The 18,007-nt window shown below is 42.5% G+C and carries 14 protein-coding genes; 7 read left to right on the forward strand and 7 right to left on the reverse strand.

What is annotated here, in order from left to right:
• Genes LBC_RS06095 through tilS form a run of 3 tightly spaced genes read left to right on the forward strand, consistent with a single transcriptional unit; the run spans nt 1 to nt 6,373 of the window.
• The gene (locus LBC_RS06095) at nt 1-2,877 is read left to right on the forward strand and encodes a DEAD/DEAH box helicase family protein (protein WP_221253514.1); all 2,877 of its coding nucleotides are present in this window, start codon (nt 1-3) and stop codon (nt 2,875-2,877) included.
• A complete protein-coding gene (locus LBC_RS06100) occupies nt 2,868-4,673 on the forward strand; it encodes a site-specific DNA-methyltransferase (protein WP_221253515.1) in 1,806 nt (601 codons plus the stop codon). The genes LBC_RS06095 and LBC_RS06100 overlap by 10 nt, the downstream gene beginning before the upstream one ends.
• A complete protein-coding gene (tilS, locus tag LBC_RS06105) occupies nt 4,670-6,373 on the forward strand; it encodes a tRNA lysidine(34) synthetase TilS (RefSeq protein ID WP_221253516.1) in 1,704 nt (567 codons plus the stop codon). Before LBC_RS06100 ends, tilS begins: the two co-directional genes overlap by 4 nt.
• Before the next feature lie 550 nt (nt 6,374-6,923).
• Here the strand turns inward: tilS and LBC_RS06110 are convergent.
• The 4 genes from LBC_RS06110 to thiC form a co-directional block, all read right to left on the reverse strand.
• Entirely contained in the window at nt 6,924-7,112 is a 189-nt protein-coding gene (locus LBC_RS06110) for a hypothetical protein (protein ID WP_221253517.1), read from the reverse strand.
• 87 nt (nt 7,113-7,199) lie between these two features.
• Complete coding sequence (locus tag LBC_RS06115; protein WP_221253518.1) at nt 7,200-7,916, reverse strand: ankyrin repeat domain-containing protein; 717 nt, start codon at nt 7,914-7,916, stop codon at nt 7,200-7,202.
• A gap of 361 nt (nt 7,917-8,277) precedes the next feature.
• Nucleotides 8,278-9,378, reverse strand: a complete 1,101-nt coding sequence (locus LBC_RS06120; RefSeq protein ID WP_221253519.1) for an Mrp/NBP35 family ATP-binding protein — start codon at nt 9,376-9,378, stop codon at nt 8,278-8,280.
• Nucleotides 9,379-9,515: 137 nt separating this feature from the next.
• On the reverse strand, nt 9,516-10,850 hold the full coding sequence (thiC, locus tag LBC_RS06125) for a phosphomethylpyrimidine synthase ThiC (RefSeq protein WP_221253520.1): 1,335 nt from the start codon (nt 10,848-10,850) through the stop codon (nt 9,516-9,518).
• 157 nt (nt 10,851-11,007) lie between these two features.
• On the opposite strand from thiC, the gene LBC_RS06130 reads away from it, so the two are divergent.
• Genes LBC_RS06130 through LBC_RS06145 form a run of 4 tightly spaced genes read left to right on the forward strand, consistent with a single transcriptional unit; the run spans nt 11,008 to nt 14,700 of the window.
• Nucleotides 11,008-12,135: a bifunctional 2-C-methyl-D-erythritol 4-phosphate cytidylyltransferase/2-C-methyl-D-erythritol 2,4-cyclodiphosphate synthase gene (locus LBC_RS06130; protein WP_260173337.1), complete on the forward strand. Its 1,128-nt coding sequence runs from the start codon at nt 11,008-11,010 to the stop codon at nt 12,133-12,135.
• Between the two features lie 3 nt (nt 12,136-12,138).
• Nucleotides 12,139-13,029 carry a response regulator gene (locus LBC_RS06135; RefSeq protein ID WP_221253521.1) on the forward strand — a complete coding sequence of 297 codons (891 nt, stop codon included), beginning with the start codon at nt 12,139-12,141 and terminating at the stop codon, nt 13,027-13,029.
• Nucleotides 13,007-14,179, forward strand: a complete 1,173-nt coding sequence (locus tag LBC_RS06140) for a sulfate adenylyltransferase (protein ID WP_221253523.1) — start codon at nt 13,007-13,009, stop codon at nt 14,177-14,179. Before LBC_RS06135 ends, LBC_RS06140 begins: the two co-directional genes overlap by 23 nt.
• 11 nt (nt 14,180-14,190) lie before the next feature.
• A complete protein-coding gene (locus LBC_RS06145; protein ID WP_221253525.1) occupies nt 14,191-14,700 on the forward strand; it encodes a phosphatidylglycerophosphatase A in 510 nt (169 codons plus the stop codon).
• Between the two features lie 1,023 nt (nt 14,701-15,723).
• Here LBC_RS06145 and LBC_RS06150 read toward each other — a convergent pair.
• The 3 genes from LBC_RS06150 to LBC_RS06160 are packed head-to-tail and all read right to left on the reverse strand — an operon-like array spanning nt 15,724 to nt 17,997.
• Entirely contained in the window at nt 15,724-16,116 is a 393-nt protein-coding gene (locus LBC_RS06150) for an SseB family protein (RefSeq protein ID WP_221253527.1), read from the reverse strand.
• Between the two features lie 28 nt (nt 16,117-16,144).
• Nucleotides 16,145-17,785, reverse strand: coding sequence for an arginine--tRNA ligase (argS, locus tag LBC_RS06155; protein WP_221253528.1), 1,641 nt, complete (start codon nt 17,783-17,785; stop codon nt 16,145-16,147).
• Between the two features lie 2 nt (nt 17,786-17,787).
• Complete coding sequence (locus LBC_RS06160) at nt 17,788-17,997, reverse strand: twin-arginine translocase TatA/TatE family subunit (protein WP_221253529.1); 210 nt, start codon at nt 17,995-17,997, stop codon at nt 17,788-17,790.
• Between the last annotated feature and the right edge of the window lie 10 nt (nt 17,998-18,007).

The raw sequence follows: 18,007 nt of genomic DNA on the forward strand, positions 1-18,007 counted from the left end.
TTGGTAAAGTTAAACTTTAAAAGACAGGAGTATCAACAAGAGTGCATAAGCAATATCATAGAAGTCCTAAAAGACTTTGACTTTAAATCAAAGGACAATCTAAGCTCCTGCCTTAGCGGGTTTTACAAATCTCATGGCGAGCTAAATTTTGGTATAAGTGGCAAAAAAAACCTAGATATTTTAATGGAGACAGGCACTGGCAAGACCTTTACCTACCTAAATGCGATATTTGAGATAAACAAAGTCTATGGCTGCAATAAATTTATCATTTTTTTACCTAGAAAGGCGATTTTAGAAGGCGTAAAGCAAAACATAAAGCTAAGCAAGGCCTATTTTTACGAGCAGTATCAAAAGCACATAAAGCTTTACGAGTATAACGACAAAAGCAGCCTAGGGCAGATAATAAGCCACTTTATAGGCGATGAGAATGAGTTTAGCCTGCTTATTCTCACTAGTTCTGCAGTAGATAAAAAAGACAACAATATCTTACACCAAAACCACGAAAGACTATTTTCAAACAAAAGCATTTTTGAACAAATCGCAGAGCTAAACCCCATCTGCTTTATCGATGAGCCGCACCTTTTAAAGGGAGATAAATTTACAAAAAGCTTCGATCAGCTAAACGCCCTATATTTTCGCTTTGGAGCGACATTTCCAAGCGAAGAAAACCACAAGATAAGCAACCTAATTTACGCCCTTGATAGCATATCAGCTTTTAGGCAGTATCTAGTAAAGCAAATAAACGTCCATACCATACTCTCAGAAAACGAAGAACCAAGCCTAACACAAATTCAAGCCAAGCAAAAAATAGCCAAATTTAGCCACTTTATAGACGGGGTTGAGTTTAAAACCGACGTAAAGCTAGGCGATGACGTGGGCGAAAAGCTAGACTACGCACCGCTTAGGGGGGTGAGCATAACAAGGCTTGAAGCTAAAAAAATATTTCTAAGCGATAAAACTTCAATCGCTCTAGCCGAGCAAAAATATCACCTAAGCGACGCCCAAGTAAGCCAGCTTTTAGCCAAAGCCATTGACCTACACTTTGAAAAAGAAAGAGCGCTTTTTAATCGCAACATAAAAGCCCTAAGCCTGTTTTTTATCCCAAACATAGCCGATTTTAAGGGTGAAAATCCAGCTATAAAGCTTGAGTTTGAAAGGCTATATAAACAAAAAAGAACGCAGATCCTAAGCCAGCTAGACCCGCAAGATGAGTATTATCACTTCTTGCAAAATGACTTTGACAAAGACGGCAAACTAGCCGTAACTGGGGGCTATTTTAGCTCGAGCAAAGGCAGCAAAGACGAGAACGAAGCAGCAGGCGTAAGGCTCATACTAAAAGACAAAGAAGAGCTTTTATCCCTAAATACTCCGCTTAGATTTATCTTTAGCGTGTGGGCATTACAAGAGGGTTGGGATAATCCAAATATCTTTACCATCGCCAAACTTGCCCACTCAGGCTCAGACATCTCACGCCACCAACAAGTAGGCAGGGGACTAAGACTATGCGTCAATCAAAAAGGCACAAGGCTTGATTATGACGAGCTAAAGCAAAGCGAAACTGAGTTTTACTCCATAAACCAGCTTGACGTGCTGATAAACTCAGCCGAAAGGGACTTTATCGAAGGCTTGCAGGCTGAGATAAATGCATCCTGCCTAGTAAAAAATGAACTAAACCAAGCCACCCTAGCACAAATAGGACTAAACCAAAAACAGATAAGCGAAATTCAAAAAGAACTAGAAAATCTGGGCTTTTTAAAATTTAACGAAGCACAAGACAGCTACGAAATCGTAAGAGCTATCCCAAATAGCATAAAAGAAAATAGCGAGATAAAGGGGATTTTAGGCGAGAAGCTCGAGCAGTTTTTAAAGCTAGTCGCACCAAATAATAACAAAAACTCCTACATAAATAACGCCAACAAAGCAAAATCCAGCACAAAGATAAGGCCTAGCCTAGCCATTGAGTTTAAAGCCCTGTGGGAGGCGATAAATCAAGACGTGAGAATAAAATACTCAAGCTTTGATGAAGATGCTAGAATAAAAGAGATTGCAAGCAAATTTGACAGCCTAAACATAAAGCAAGCCAATATAAGAATAATCGGCAAAAGATTTGACCCAAAAAGTAATAAATTTATAAGCGATTATGAAAACACTATAGATACAAAAGCCCAAAAGCTAAGCCACACAGAAAAAATCCTAACAGACTTTGCCGCCAAAAACTATCTCCCCCTTGGCTTTGTGCTTAAAATTTATAACGCCATTAGCAAAAAGGAGTATTTTGACTATGACGCTAAAGCCGCACTAAAAGAGCTTATCGTCATCATTAAGCAAAGCATACACGCCAATGTCATAAACGCAGTATCGTATGAGTTTGCCCAGACCACCATAAGCGATAAAAGCCCATTTAACCTACTCTTTAGCAAAGACGGCACACCGCAAGAGAGCATTTTTACCCACCTTTTAGGCTCAATGCAAGACGCCACCACCCCAGCCCCACACTACCTATATGACAAGGTAGTATATGATAGCCAAATAGAAAAAACCATAATCGAAAACGAAGTGCAAAAAGCAGACGATTTTAGCGTCAAAGTCTTTGCAAAGCTGCCAAAGTTTAGCATTCCTACGCCGTATAAAAGCTATGAGCCAGACTTTGCCTACGTCGTAGAAAACAAAGACGGCAAGAAAATATTTTTCGTCTGCGAAAGTAAAGGCTACGATAACGAAAACGACATACCGCCTGATGAGCAAAAAAAGATAGACTACGCTGAGATTTTTTTTAAAAACCTACAAGCCCAGCTAGCAAACATCACGATTAAATTTGAAAAACGCATAAATAAACAGAGCCTTTCAACGCTACTAAAGGATATCCAGTGTCAATAAACAAAGACAAACTAAAGCAAAACAGCATAAGCTATCAAGACCCAAACGAGCCGCAGTCAAACAGGCTACTTGAGTTTTTAAAGCTAAACTACCCAAGCAGCGTAAAAGACGGCGTGCCTAGCATAAACGCCATAGCTAGCATTTTGGGGCTTAGCGTGCAAAATGCAAACCTAGGCTACGAGCTAAACTTCACAGGCAAGCCCATAGCAAACGCTCTTTATAACACCATCTCCACCAAAGCCCTGCACGAAGCCCGTAACACCAGCGAAAACGCCCCAAACCAAATCATCATAGGAGATAACCTAGACGCCCTAAAGCTACTCCGCCCAGCCTATGCTGATAAAGTCAAGCTCATCTACATCGACCCACCCTACAACACAGGCGGCGACGGCTTTATCTATCCAGATGATTTTAGGGGTGACTACCGCCAAATCCTGCGTGAAGTGGGCTTGATTGAGATAGATGATGATGGCAACGAGACTGAGAGCGAGCTGATTAAAAGCTTTAAAAATTTAAAAGGCTCAAAAAACCACTCAGGCTGGCTTTGTTTTATGTTGCCACGCCTTAAGCTAGCACGTGATTTATTGCGTGATGATGGGGTGATTTTTATCTCTATTGATGATAATGAGCAGGCGAATTTAAAACTGCTTTGTGATGAGATTTTTGGAGAAGAGAATTTTGTGGCGAATTTTATTTGGGAGAAAAAGTTTAGCCCAAGTAATGACGCTAAATTTATAAGCTTTAATCACGATTATGTTTTATGCTACACAAAGGATATAAACAAGCTTAATATAAATTTATTGCCACGCACAGATGATATGAATGCACGCTATAAAAATCCAGACAACGATCCAAGAGGTCCTTGGACTTCAAGCGATTTGAGCGTAAAAACCTACTCAGCAGAATGCGACTACCCTATCACGACGCCCTCTGGTCGCGTCGTAGAGCCTCCAGCTGGTCGCAGCTGGAGGCTCTCTAAAAACACGTTTTTAGAGAGGCTCGCCGACGGCCGAATTTGGTTCGGCGTCGGCGGTGATGGAGCCCCAAGAATAAAACGCTTTTTAAGCGAGGTGCAAGATGGACTAAAAGCGGTTTCTATTTTAAAGCATTCCGAAGTCGGACACAATCAAGAAGCAAGTAAAGAATTGGTAAAAATCTTTGACGGACATAGCACCTTTGACACCCCAAAACCAGTGAGATTATTAAAACACATTCTAAAACTAGCCACGTCTCCAAACTCGGACGATATTATTTTAGACTTTTTTGCTGGTTCTGGCACAACGGCGCAGGCTGTGATAGAACAAAACAGAGAAGATGGCGGCAATAGAAAGTTTATTTTAGTGCAGCTTGATGAGAAAATCGATGAAAAAAGAAGCAAAGCGGCGTATGATTTTGTAAAAAATGAGCTAAAAGCAGATGAGCCAAAAATTAGCGATATAACGTGCGAGAGAGTGCGTAGAGTGGGCGGAGATTTTGAAGTTTATGAGTTAAAAGAAAAAGCCAAAATCGAAAATAAAAACGGCACGCTAAGCCTAAGCGCAAGCGAGCTAAGCCCTAAAGATAGAGCCAAAAATATGGCTTTATTTAGCGGATTAGAGCTAGACGTGGCACTAAAAGAGATAGTAAAAGATGAGCTATATTTAGCCGATGATAGCTATTTTTTAATCTCAGCTAACGCAGATACATTATTAAAAATCAAAAGCGGCAAAAAGGTCTATCTTGACGGATTTTACGACTTTAAACTAAGCGATGTTTTAAATTTAAAACAGAGCAACGAAATCGAGTTTATATTTTGAAACTAACAAGCCAAACAAAGCCTAGTGCGGAGTTTTTGCGTTACGCAAAGGGCGGCAAAAATCTCCTAGCCTTTAGCCACGGCGTGGATAGCACGGCGCTTTTTTACCTGCTTCTGCTTTGGGGCGTGGAGTTTGATTTGGCTATCGTTGATTACGGCGTGCGAAGCCAGAGTAAGCACGAAGTAGCCGCAGCTAGGGCTTTGGCGGATAAATTTAATAAACGCATTTTCGTGCGAAATGTTAGCGTTAGTGGCGGCGATTTTGAAAACAAAGCTCGTGCTATAAGGTATGAGTTTTTCGCCCAGCTCGTGCTAGCTCACGGCTACACAAACCTAATCACCGCACATCAGCTAAACGACCGCTTTGAGTGGCTTTTAATGCGGCTAGCGCGTGGGGCTGGGCTAGCTGAAATGCTGGGGATGAACGAAGTAGGCGAGTTTTATCCGAGCGATTATCTTTTAAGCGAGCCCTTAAGCCACGATAAAACGCATAGCAAGCCAAGCGACGCAAATCATAACGCAAGCCAGCACGCAGCAGTAAGTGCTGATGAAATTTTAAAATCCCCAAAAATCAGCGAGTGGCAGGGACTTGAGCTGGGTTTTTACGACGCTTTAAATTTTAAATTTGCCAAATCTGCGTGGCAGGATTTATCTAAAAAGCAGGCTTTGGACTTTGAGCCAGGCTTAAACCAAGCTAAAAATAAGCCAAGCACCACGACCAAGCACCACGACCAAAACAAAGCAGACGCCAGCCAGCCAGAAGCCAAAATCCACCTGCTCCGCCCACTGCTTCACGTTAGCCGTGATGAGATTTTAGGCTTTTTGCACGCTAATGGCCTGCACTATTTTAAAGACGCCAGCAACAGCGATTTTAAATTCGAACGCAACCGCCTGCGTGCCGAGTTTGCAAGCGGTTTTATCGGCCGCTTTGGCTCTGGCGTGGCTAGGAGCTTTGAGCTTTTGGGTGCGGATGCAAAGCACCTAGCGCCAGAGCTTAGACGGCTAGGAGATAGCATAATCGCCCTCAAAGCGGACGCAAACGCAATGCGTGGCATAAGCCTAGCTTTAAAAAAATTTGGACTCGTGCTAAGTGCGAAGCAAAGGGACGAGCTAAGCAAAGACGGCAAGCTAAAAAGCGGCGTCATAGGCGGCAAAATCGCTGTGGGCGTGGGCGAGCGAGAACTATCTGGCTGGGTCATCATCACGCCATATCTTAGCCAAAGCAAAGCAGAAATTACACTCCAAAACGCCGAGCAGGGCGGGCTAGAAAGATTAAATTTAATAAAAGCCAGCCACGCCACGCCACAAAAACGCCAAAATGATGACAAAAGTGCCGATTTTCACGCCGCAGCCAGCAATCTCAACAAGATATCCGCCACGCAAGAAAGAAAGCCATTTACGCAAAATAGCACGAAATCAAATTTAAACTCCGCACTAAGTCAAAATAAGGGCTTTTACTCAAGCCCCCAAAAGCCCAGCAACACAACCAAACCAGCACAAGCCAGCGCAAGCCAAAACCAAAATATGCAAGATAGCCAAAAAGACAAAGCACAAATAAGCAGCCAAAAAAAAGAACAAGGCAAGATGAGTAAGGAATTTAAAGAAAAGTGCCGCACTATAGGTATTCCGCCGCTTAATCGAGCCTTTTTATACCAAATGCAAATCGCCCCCCAAAGCCTAGCCGATAGCCTAAAAGACTAGATTTAAAAGAATAGTGTTGCTTTATTTGCAAATTTTAAATCACAATAAAACCAAGCGCCACGGCGCACATCGCACAAACTGGGTTATATGGCAAAAAGCGGTATGTTTGCCTACTTGTTTATGGCGCAGAAATAGGCAGTCATCATCCTAAGTCCTGTGAATTTGCCCGCACTCCTGTAGCGGCAGTGTAAGGCATAATCGCCAGTGGCGGCGCGATTTTATCACTTTGCAAGGCTTAGTGTGAAAATATGCGGAGCGTCGGCAAGCCGTCAGGCTTAAAAACCCACCGATTTTATGTGGCTCACGTCGCAAGCGGTATGTTTGCCTACTCACTTTAAGCACGCAGCGCTCGCCCCGCCAGTCACTTTGTAGCTTGATATGCTCCTGCACAGTAAGCCAAAGCGAGCTGCTTTAAAACAAACGAAGTGCTGTTTTTAAGTGAAGTAAAACTGGGCGTAAACATATTACAACTCAATGCAAGCAATGAATAAGCTGCCAATATACGTGGTATAGGGCTTGCTTTTGGAATTTTGTAAAGCAAGACCACTGGTTAAAAGAGCCAATCAAATTTAAAACGGCGGCAGGTTTGCTGAGGTTTTTTAAGGATTGTGATGATAAAAACTTGCGGCGGGGTAGCAAGGCCGAGTAAATGTTTTTTGGTATTGTGCGGCAGGGGGGCTGTTCTTGGCAAGCGGTAAAGTAAGGCGGGCTTTAAAAAGCCACAGCCTAAAATCTCCAAAGCCAAGCCTGCCAAAAGGCGCAGGGTAGCCCACAAAGCTTAAATTTACAAAGCCCTCTTTCAAGGCAAAAAGCCCCAAATTTAATCCTACTCGCAGCTAGCCTTGCTGGTTCTGTGATTTATCGCTCCGTGCTTTATTAGCAGGGCTTGCATATCCTTTAGCCCTCTGGTGCAAGCGTATGAGAGTGCACTTTGATTATACGCACCTAGGCTTTTATCTTTGGTTGTGGTTACGAGATTAATATCTGCGCCTTGAGAGAGCAAAAACTCCACTATCTGCCTGCGGTCGTTGCTAGCCGCGACCATTAAAAGCGTCTCGCCGTCGCTCTCAACGCTCTGGTCGTTTAGGTTGTATGGACTTAGATTGCCGTAAATTTTCTTGACAATTTTCACGTTTTTACCCAGCACTGCGGACTTTAGCACGTTATACACATCGCCCCTATCGGTAGCAAATAGGCTCGCCCCGCTAGCAATGAGAAAATCAACCATATCCTCATAGCCGATAAACGCCGCCCAGCCAAGCGCCGTCTGCCCTAGGCTCGCTTCGTCCTTTGCCTCTATATCCTGCCCAGCGGCAAGCATAGTCTTTACCTTAGCCAAATCGCCCTTTTTCACCGCATCAAACCACGCCGCATTCGCTCCGCTTGAGGGCTTATCGTAAAAAATTCTCCACGAAAGCCTGCTTGGATTTGCAAGCTCATTCATCTCGCTCACACTTAGCCTAAAGCCGTCATCATAGGGCTTTACTAGCTCTGCGCCAAAAACGCTAGCCACCAAAGCTGCTAGAAATATAAATTTTTTCATTTTTTTTTCCTTTTTTAGATTGATTATTTTAAAAATATAATGCCGCCTTGCAAGCCCTAAAGAAAGCTAAACGCCACGTAACGAGCGGCTATCCATCGCTCTTATTACACGATTACTCGCTTGCGGCACGCAAGCCCAGCAAGTGGGCTTGCTAGGCTTGCGTCCTACCGAAGATTTTTAAGGTAAAGCAAGCCGCTAAAAATTGTGCCACTACTTGTGGTAGTCATACCTTACGGCACTGGCACAAATTAGCGGCGTGTGGCAGCGACTATTTGGTGCGCCCAAACAAAAAGTAAAGCCCTTTCCACACTAAGCAAATTTAAACCCAAACGCACCGCCAAAGTAGGCCAAGCAAATAAAATCAGTGGCTAGAACAAGCCGATTTGCCGTTCATCACTGGCTGTATGCTCGAGTTATCCGCTCCGCCGTTTTGATTTACGCTTTCGATAAATTCCCACAGCTTCGCCGCCGCTTGCTCGTAGCGTTTTGCCGTTACGCTGCTTGGCTCATAAAAGCTAATAGGCTTGCCAGTATCCCCGCCCACACGCACGGCTGGCTCGATCGGTATCTGGGCAAGAATTTGCGTATTATACTCAGCCGCGACCGCCTCTGTGGTGCCTTTGCCAAATATATCATACTCCTTGCCGTTATCAGGACAGATAAAGCCGCTCATATTCTCGACCACACCAGCGATTGGTATGTGAAGCTTCGCAAACATATCAAGCCCCCTGCGGCTATCATCAAGCGCCACGACTTGCGGCGTCGTAACGCACACGCCAGCTGTTACAGGCACGCTCTGAGCTAGGCTTAGCTGCGCATCGCCCGTGCCTGGAGGCATATCAAGCAGCAGCACATCTAGCTCGCTCCACGCCACATCACGCAGGAGCTGATCGATCGCTTTCATTATCATCGACCCACGCCAAATGAGACTTACCCCAGCCTCCATTAGCACGCCCATACTCATCATCTCAATACCGTGGCTTAGGATCGGACGGAGCTTTTGCCCAACAACCTCTGGCTGAGTGGCCTCTTCACCTAGCATTCTAGGGATATTTGGGCCATATATGTCAGCGTCAAGCAGCCCCACTTTTTTGCCCATTTTAGCTAGACTTATGGCTAAATTTAGCGTCGTCGTGCTTTTGCCCACACCGCCCTTGCCGCTGCTTACCATTACGACGTTTTTTACCTGAGGGATTAGGTTTTTACCGCTTCGTGAGTTGCTTCGCTCGGCTGGAATCTGAGGCTGATAAATCTCAAGCTCCACATCCCCCAGCACCGCGCGAATGTCTGCGTCTAGCTTTTTGGCTACCTCTGGATTTGCGCTTACGATTTCGACTTTTACCTTTGGCTTTTGCCCGCTAACGTCAACGTCCTTTACAAAGCCAAAGCTTACTATATCCTTTTCAAAGCCTGGATAAACCACGCTTTTAAGCTTGTTTAAAATTTCATCTTTATTTGGCATTTTGCTCTCCTTGAATTAAAAGGATAATTTTACTATCTTTTAGCTTAGAATTTAATGCTTTTTGTATTTTTGTAAGAAATTTGATAATGATTTGGGTAAAAAGGGGCCAAGTCGCCCCCTAATTAAATTTAACTAGCTTAGTCTTGCGGATGGTCTTTCATTAGCTGTCTTGAAATTTTATACGCGCAAAACTTTGGCCCACACATCGAGCAAAACTCCGCTTCCTTAAACACCTCCTGCGGCAGACTCTCATCGTGCAGCTCTCTAGCTTTATCAGGGTCAAGTGCTAGCTCAAACTGCTTGTTCCAATCAAAGCTATAGCGCGCATCGCTCATCGCATTATCCCTATCTATCGCACCAGGTCTGCCACGTGCCACATCAGCTGCGTGAGCGGCGATTTTATGCGCTATTATGCCGTCTCTTACATCAGCTGCGTTTGGCAGGCCTAAATGCTCTTTTGGCGTTACGTAGCACAGCATTGCAACGCCGTGGCTAGCCGCCAGCGCGCCACCTATGGCCGAGGTGATATGATCATACCCAGCGCCTATGTCAGTTACAAGTGGCCCAAGCACGTAAAACGGCGCATTGTGGCAGAGGCGCTGCTGCTCTTTGACGTTAAATTCAATCTCATTTAGCGGCACGTGTCCAGGGCCTTCTATCATCACTTGCACGTTTTTCTCCCACGCACGAAGCGTCAGCTCGCCCAGCACCGCAAGCTCGCTTAGCTGTGCCTCATCGCTAGCATCGTGCAAACAGCCAGGACGCAGGCTATCACCTAGGCTAAGCGCCACGTCGTATTTAGCGCATATATCGCATATCTCGTCAAAGACTTCGTAGAATGGATTTTCCTTATGATAGTGCATCATCCAGCTTGCCATTAGGCTGCCGCCTCGGCTTACTATGCCCATTTTACGCTTTGCTACTAGCGGCATAAAGCGCAGTAAAAATCCAGCGTGAATGGTAAAATAGCTCACCCCTTGCTTTGCTTGGCGTTCTAACACTTCTAGCATAGTTTTGGTATCTAGCTTTTCAAGTTGACCTACATCGTGGATTATCTGATACATTGGCACTGTTCCTACAGGGACGCTGCTAGCGCCTATTATCGCCTCTCGTATCTTATCTAAATCTCCCCCAGTGCTTAGATCCATAACGGTGTCAGCGCCGTATTTTAGGCACACGGCTAGCTTTTCTAGCTCTCCGTCTATGTCGCTTGCTAGGCTTGAGTTACCTATGTTTGCATTTACTTTTGTGGTGGCGTCTATGCCGATTGCCATTGGGATTAAATTTGTGTGGTTTATGTTTGCTGGGATTATCATTCGTCCAGCTGCGACTGCCTCTCTTATAAACTCAGGCTCGAGCCGTTCGACCTTTGCCACATATTCCATCTCAGGCGTTATGACGCCTTTTTTAGCATAATACATCTGTGTTGGCGTGGCGTCATTTACTCTATTTTTTACCCATTCCTTTCTCACGTCTATCCTCCTTTTGTGAAAATTAGGACAATTTTACTTCATTTAAACTTGCAAGCAAATTAAAATATAAATTTTAAAAAATATAATAAATTTAAAACAAAAGGTAAAAGAAAGCTTTTTGATGTATAATTTTGTAACACTTTCTAAAGGATAAGACGTGTTAGAAATATCACTTATAATGTTAGGCGCTGGATCATCCACTAGAGTTGGGTTGAAAACAAAAAAGCAATGGCTAAGGATAGGCGACGAGCCACTATGGCTTTTTGCAAGTAAAAATCTAGCCTCTTTTTACAAATTTAAAGAGATAATTATAGTAGGCGACGAGCCAAAATATATGCAGAAATTTAATTCCGATTTTATCTACGTAAAAGGTGGCAATACAAGGCAAGAAAGCCTAAAAAACGCCCTAGATAAAGCAAGTGCAGCGTTTGTCTTAGTAAGCGATGTGGCAAGACCTTGTGTAAATAAAGAGCTTTTTTTACGACTTATTAATAAAATAGAAAAAATAGACTGCGTGGTGCCATATCTTAGCGTCGCAGATACTGCTTATTTAGGAGAGCATTCAGTAGATAGAAGCGAGCTTATGCTGGTACAAACCCCACAGCTTTCAAACACACAAATTTTAAAACAAGCGTTACAAACTGATACACTTTTTACAGACGATAGCTCAGCCATTAGGGCAACGGGCGGCAAAATCGCATACGTAAAAGGTGATGAAAATACTCGCAAAATCACCACCGCAAGCGATCTAAACAAAATCCTAGGGCTTAGCGCACCTAGCCCTGTTTGCTTCGCTGGAGGCGGCTTTGACGTGCATAAATTTACCCCAAATAAAAAGCTAGTACTATGCGGAGTGAGCGTGCCTTATGAGCTAGGGCTTCTTGCTCACAGCGACGGCGATGTCGCCACTCACGCGCTTTGCGATGCGATTTTAGGAGCGGCTGGACTTGGGGATATAGGAGAGCATTTCCCAGATACTGATGATAAATTTAAAAATGCAAACTCAATAGAGCTTTTAAAGCAAGTTTACGCAAAAGTCCAAAACGTAGGCTTTGAGCTAGTAAACGCAGACATTACCATAATGGCAGAACGCCCAAAGCTAAGCGCCTTTAAAGATGAGATGGCAAAGGTGCTAGCAAACGCCCTAAATATAAGCCAAGCGCGTATAAATGTAAAGGCTACGACGACAGAAAAGCTTGGCTTTGTAGGGCGTGGCGAGGGCATAGCAGCAAGTGCAAACGTAAGCTTAAAATACTACAACTGGCAAAGCGAGACAGGGGCGTGAGACATGAAAGTACTAATAATAGAAAACGAAATCTACCTAGCTGGCTCAATCGCTTCAAAGCTAGCAGACGCAGGGCATGACTGCGAAATAGCCAAAACCGTAAACGAGGCCTTAAAGCAAGAAAACGTAGACGTGGTGCTTTTATCCACTTCAATAGTAGGACAGGACTTTTATCCAGTCATAGAAAATTTCAAAGACTCAATAATCATACTTCTAATCTCCTACATAAGTGCCGATACCGTCTCAAAGCCGATAAAAGCGGGGGCGAGCGACTATATACAAAAGCCTTTTATGATAGATGAGTTAATGAGAAAAATCGAGCATTTTACCACGCACAGATACATGAAGCGCCTCATACAAAGCTACGAAAAATTTATAGAACACAGCCTAAGAGGCATAGAATATGACGCAGCAATGATAAAAAAGGTGCGCCTGCCATTACTGATAAAATGCTCAACAATGACACAGGCTGACAAGATAGTCTTTGCTATTTCAAAACATATAAAAATGCCATTTATTCTAATACCTAGCGTAGCAGGAAGCACACTAAAAGCATTAAATTCTTGCGCCAAAGACGAAATAGCCTACATAAGAAACTTCCAGCTTTTAAAGCAAGAAGAACAAGAAGCCATACTCCTAGCTAGCCACAAAAAAAAGGTCGTAATAGCCACAAGTGATGATGCTTTAGAGTATAATATAGAGACTTTAAATTTAGGAGCTGGGGTGCAGAATGTAAGTCTAGACGGAATTTTAAGCATAGATGAGTATATAAAAAATATAATAAGCGGGTATCAAGAGCGTCTGCCAGATACTGAAATAGCCAAACGGCTTGGCATATCCCGCAAATCCCTATGGGAAAAAAGGAAAAAATATGATGTCGTTAAAAAACGCTAAAACCCTATTTGTCCGTCCAGAGACGCTTACCCTGCTTAGACTAATTAAAGGCGGTCTACTAGCTAATCTATGCAAATTGCCGAATTTAGAGCAATCAAAGCAGATGATAGAGCTAGCAAAGACTAGCAAACTAAACAAATACGCCTATATATTTGCTCCATTTGGTAGGAAAAATCAAGCAGTGGCTAAAAGCCTAGAAAATGGTGAGCGTGTAACCCTGCTAGTAGGAAATGATATAGTGGGGCACATCGACGTGGCTGATACGTTTAAATTTGATCCTGATTGGGCAGACAAAAATCTCTTTAGCTATCCGGATGAATTTGGCAAAAAACAGTACGGAGAGATAGCCATCTCTGGGGAGTTTACCCTGCTACAAGACCCCATAGCAGCGGCTAGAAACGAGCTAGAAAAGCTTAAGATTAGGCAAAATGCGCATACTGTTACAGTAGTGGCACTCACAGCTGACCCATTTAATAGAGCGCATGAACGGCTAGTTAGGATGACTGTGGATAAGGCTGATATTTTAGTTATTATCCTAAAACACACAAGCGCTGAGATGGGGCTAGCCTTTAAGCTAAGGCAGCAGATGATGGAGTATTTTATCCAAAGCTACCTGCCGCCATCACGAGTTATTATTATTCCGCTTGAGTACGCAGACGCACTTACGCTTCACGCAGACCCCTCCATAGAGTGCTTACTAGCTGCTAGACTAGGGGCTACTAAGATAGTCCTAGGGCAAAAGCACACTGGAATAGGTATGTTTTATGATGCAGAGGGGGCGCACACGGTACTTGATTTTTACAAAGAGATGCTAGGGCTTGATATAGTCATACTGCCTGAGCTAGTATACTGCAATAAATGCCGCACCATAGTAAGCACTAAAACCTGTCCGCACGGACAACATCACCACATAAACTACCATTCAGACACGATAAAGCAGCTCTTTTTCGCTGGCATTATGCCCCCAGCCATACTCATGCGCCCTGACATCTCAGCTATGATTTTAGAGTCGCTTTTTCCAGCTAGGTTTGCTGATATACAGAGGCTTTGCGATGAGCTTTTCCCTAGTTCTGGGCTTATTGAGGAGCGAAGCGAGAGGGATTTTTACGAGGAGCTTATGAAGCTTTATCAAACAGGCTCACTCACATAAAGGATTAGGTTATGTTTTTAAAAGCATTTGTTACATTTTTTGGGGTTGGGCTTATGCGCCCTGCCCCTGGTACTTGGGGGTCTGTGGCTGGGTGGATAGTGGCTATTTTTGTGCTAATTTACCTATCGCCTACTACGCTATTTTTAGCCTCTATCTTGCTAGCATTAGTCGGCATAAGCGCTGTTGATAAATACGAAAAGCTCACAAACACCCACGATAGCTCGCATATAGTCATAGACGAGGTAGCTGGAGTGTGGCTAGCGCTAAGCGTGGCCTCGCAAAGCCTAATAATGGCGATTTTTGCACTTGTGATATTTCGCATGCTTGACATTTCAAAGCCCTCTGTCATAGGTATGATAGATAAAAAAGTAAGCGGTGGGCTTGGCGTGATGGGAGATGACGTAGTGGCTGGCTTTATAGCTGGGATTTTTGCAAGTGCGCTTTATTTTGCACTAATTAAGCTTGGCGTAGACATGCAAAGCTTTGATATAGCGATTAAGGACATGGCTTTAAATTTATAAGCTTTTTCATAAATTTAGCCACCTCGCCACGTATTCATTCTGCTAAATTTTACATATAAAGCAAATTTAACGTGGCTGCCTGTTTTTACATGGCACCACACAGACAAATACCAAAACATAGATTTAAATTTATAATATAGCTAAAATCACCAGCCTCACATTACATTAAATTTGCGCTTTTTAATGATTTACAAATTTCAAAGATAAACTCTACGCCACACATATAAGTGGATTAAACCTCTCGTATTGCGAGGCGATATGCTAGCTTATAGTTTTGATTTGCTTGTTTTATAAAGCTCTGTTTTTATTCAGGGCATAAAAGAGTATGTAAGTCGCGCGGTAGCTTAGTGGAGCAACTACTCGTTGTGCGTGCATTAAACAAAGTAACGCACAGTCATAGTTTCTAGGTAAAGCGAAGTCAAACTGGATGCTGGCAAACATATCCACCTTACGATATGAATAATGTATAAATAAAGATGAAAAAGGAGAGCTATTTTGTAAAACAAGGCAAAGCCGACATTTCTTAAAACAAGACATAATCACAGTTTTTTAAATAAACCACGTTTTACCAAAGCTTTATTTCTAAGCCACTTTGTAGCGCAAATCAACCTAGCCTACATAAAGCAAGACTAAACTAAATTCTACATCTTATTTAAATTTAGCTTTATAAAACAAATAGCATTGTCTTGTAAATTTAAAAGCCAATCCCTAGCCATGTATGTAAGAGGCTTATTTATTACTCGTAGCGTATGATGATATACTTGCTAATATCTAGTTAAAAGATTCGCTTTTTATTAGGATTCACAAGCCAAGTAGTGAGTTTACTAAAACTGCGTCTTAATGACGCTTTTTGGATTTTTGCGCCAAGCTTAAAATACTAAAATCATGCTTACATTACAGGGTAGTGGAGAATACTAAAAGCCAGTAGCTAAAATTAGGAGCGTTAGGCTTGTAAAGTGGCTTAAATTTGTGATTAAAAAATAATATCGTACTTTATTTATACACAACTTTACAAAATATAGCCTAGAGATTAAGAATTTTATCCAAGGTATTTTTATTTAGAATAATAGAGCTTGAAAATGGATTTATCACAATCCCAGCCATACCCACATCTAAAGCCACACTAAGCTCTTTAAGGCTACAAATCAACACCTCATGCTCGCCCAAATCCTGCCAAAGCTCAAGCTCATCTTTACTACTAAAAGCTGGTATATAGCGCGCATTACCATCATCAAGGCTTACAAAACTAAAGCTCTCCTCCCAAGCAGGCTCGCCACTTTCTTTCGCAAGTGGCGCAACAAAAAATACAGCCGTTAAAAACTCAGCCTCCTTTAAAGCCATAATCAGATCTTTTTCGCTCTGTTTATCCTGCTTATTTAAAAATTTCTCCACCAATAAACTCAAGCTAAGCCCCATAAATACGCCATATTTTACCTATCTTTGATTAAACGCTCATTATCTTTTTAGCCTCTATTCCTATTAGATTAAGCCCCGTTTTAATACTTAATGCAACTACGGCAAGCACCTTTAAAAATGCGTCCTCATCGTCGCTACCTACTATTTTATTTTCGTTGTAAAATTTATGAAAACTAGCAGCCAAGGTTTTTAAATAATCAGGCAGCTTGTGAAGCTGGTAAGAGCTATAAGCATCATTTAAGACTTCAGCCAAAGTAAGCGCTTCAAACAATAGATTTTTAGCAGCATCATTTAAACTTGAAATATTTGCACCTTTTACATCATCAACGCTCTTGTTAGCCTTTGCAAAAAGCTGATGAATACGAGCGTGCGCATAGTTTATGTAAAATACAGGATTAGAGTTATCTTGCTTTTTAAGCTCATCAATATCAAACTCAAGGCTTGAAGTATTTGCCTTAGAGATAAAAATATAACGTAGCGCATCGGCACCGATTTCGGCTAAAATATCACTCATTAACACCGAATTACCAGCACGTTTACTCATCTTAAAAGGCTTACCATCTTTTAAAAGGCTCACCATCTGCATAAGCACAATATCTAAGCGATTTTCATCATAGCCTAAAAAGTGAATCGCCGCCTTTAATCTAGCGATATAGCCGTGATGATCAGCACCCCAGATATTCATATATTTTGCGTAATTTTGCTTAAATTTATCTTCATGGTAGATAATGTCGCCAGCTAGATATGTTGGTCTGCCATCATCTCGCACCACCACACGGTCGCTATCATCACCTAACTTGCTTGAGGCGATATATGTAGCACCGTCTTTTACGTAGACTTCGCCTGATTTCTCAAGCTTTTTTAAGGTTGGCTCAAGCTGCGAATAAAGCGCCCTCTCGCTAGCCCAACTATCTATGAAAATGCCAGCATCGGCAAGGTCTTTTTTGATTATCTCAAGCACAAAATCCTTACCAAAATCAGCAAGCCTTGCATTCTCGTTCTCATCAAAAATACCTTTTCCAAATTTATCCAAAGCAGCCCTAGCTATGTCTATTATATATTCGCCACGGTAGTATTTCTCAGGATACTGCACGCTCTCACCAAATAGCACCTCGCGCGCTGCTAAGCGTATAGAAAGCCCAAGCAGATCTATCTGATTGCCAGCATCATTTATATAATACTCAGTCTTTATATCAAATCCTAAATGTCGCCCTACCCTAGCTAAGGTATCGCCATAAACCGCACCGCGCACATGCCCTATGTGAAGCGGCCCAGTCGGATTTGCGCTGATATACTCAAGCAAGAGGCTATTTTTAGCTTGATTTGCCTTATTAGGGCTTAATTCATCTTTATTAAAAGAGCTTGCGACTCTGCCAAATCTAGCAAATTCATCACTATTTTTTAATGCCTCACTCGCTAAATCGTCTAAAAAATCCCCACTAAGCTTAAAATTTATATATCCATTAACAGCCGTAGCGCTAAAAATCTCACAACCATCAAATTTTTCCACAAGCTCATTTGCTATTACGGCCGGGGATTTTTTCAGCTCTTTTGCCAGTGAAAATGCAAGCGGAGTAGCATAGTGAGCTAGGTTTTTATCCTTTGGCTTTTCTATTACGACGTCGCGGGCAAGAAGCTTTGCGATATTAGAAACAACTACCTGTTTCAAGCTTAAGCCTGTTTTTCTTTTTCTATTGCGCCAATGTCCGCCTTGACCTCTTTATCCTCCGCTTTTACAGCTGGTTTATCATCCTCCATCTCGGCTTTAAAGCTCTTTATTCCCTTACCCACGCCTTTGGCTAGCTCTGGTATCTTTTTTGCCCCAAATAATAAAACTATAATCGCAAGGATTATTAAAAGTTGATTTACACCTATTGCCATTTTTTCTCCT

This window comes from Campylobacter sp. 19-13652, from assembly GCF_019702925.1.
Lineage (GTDB): Bacteria > Campylobacterota > Campylobacteria > Campylobacterales > Campylobacteraceae > Campylobacter_A.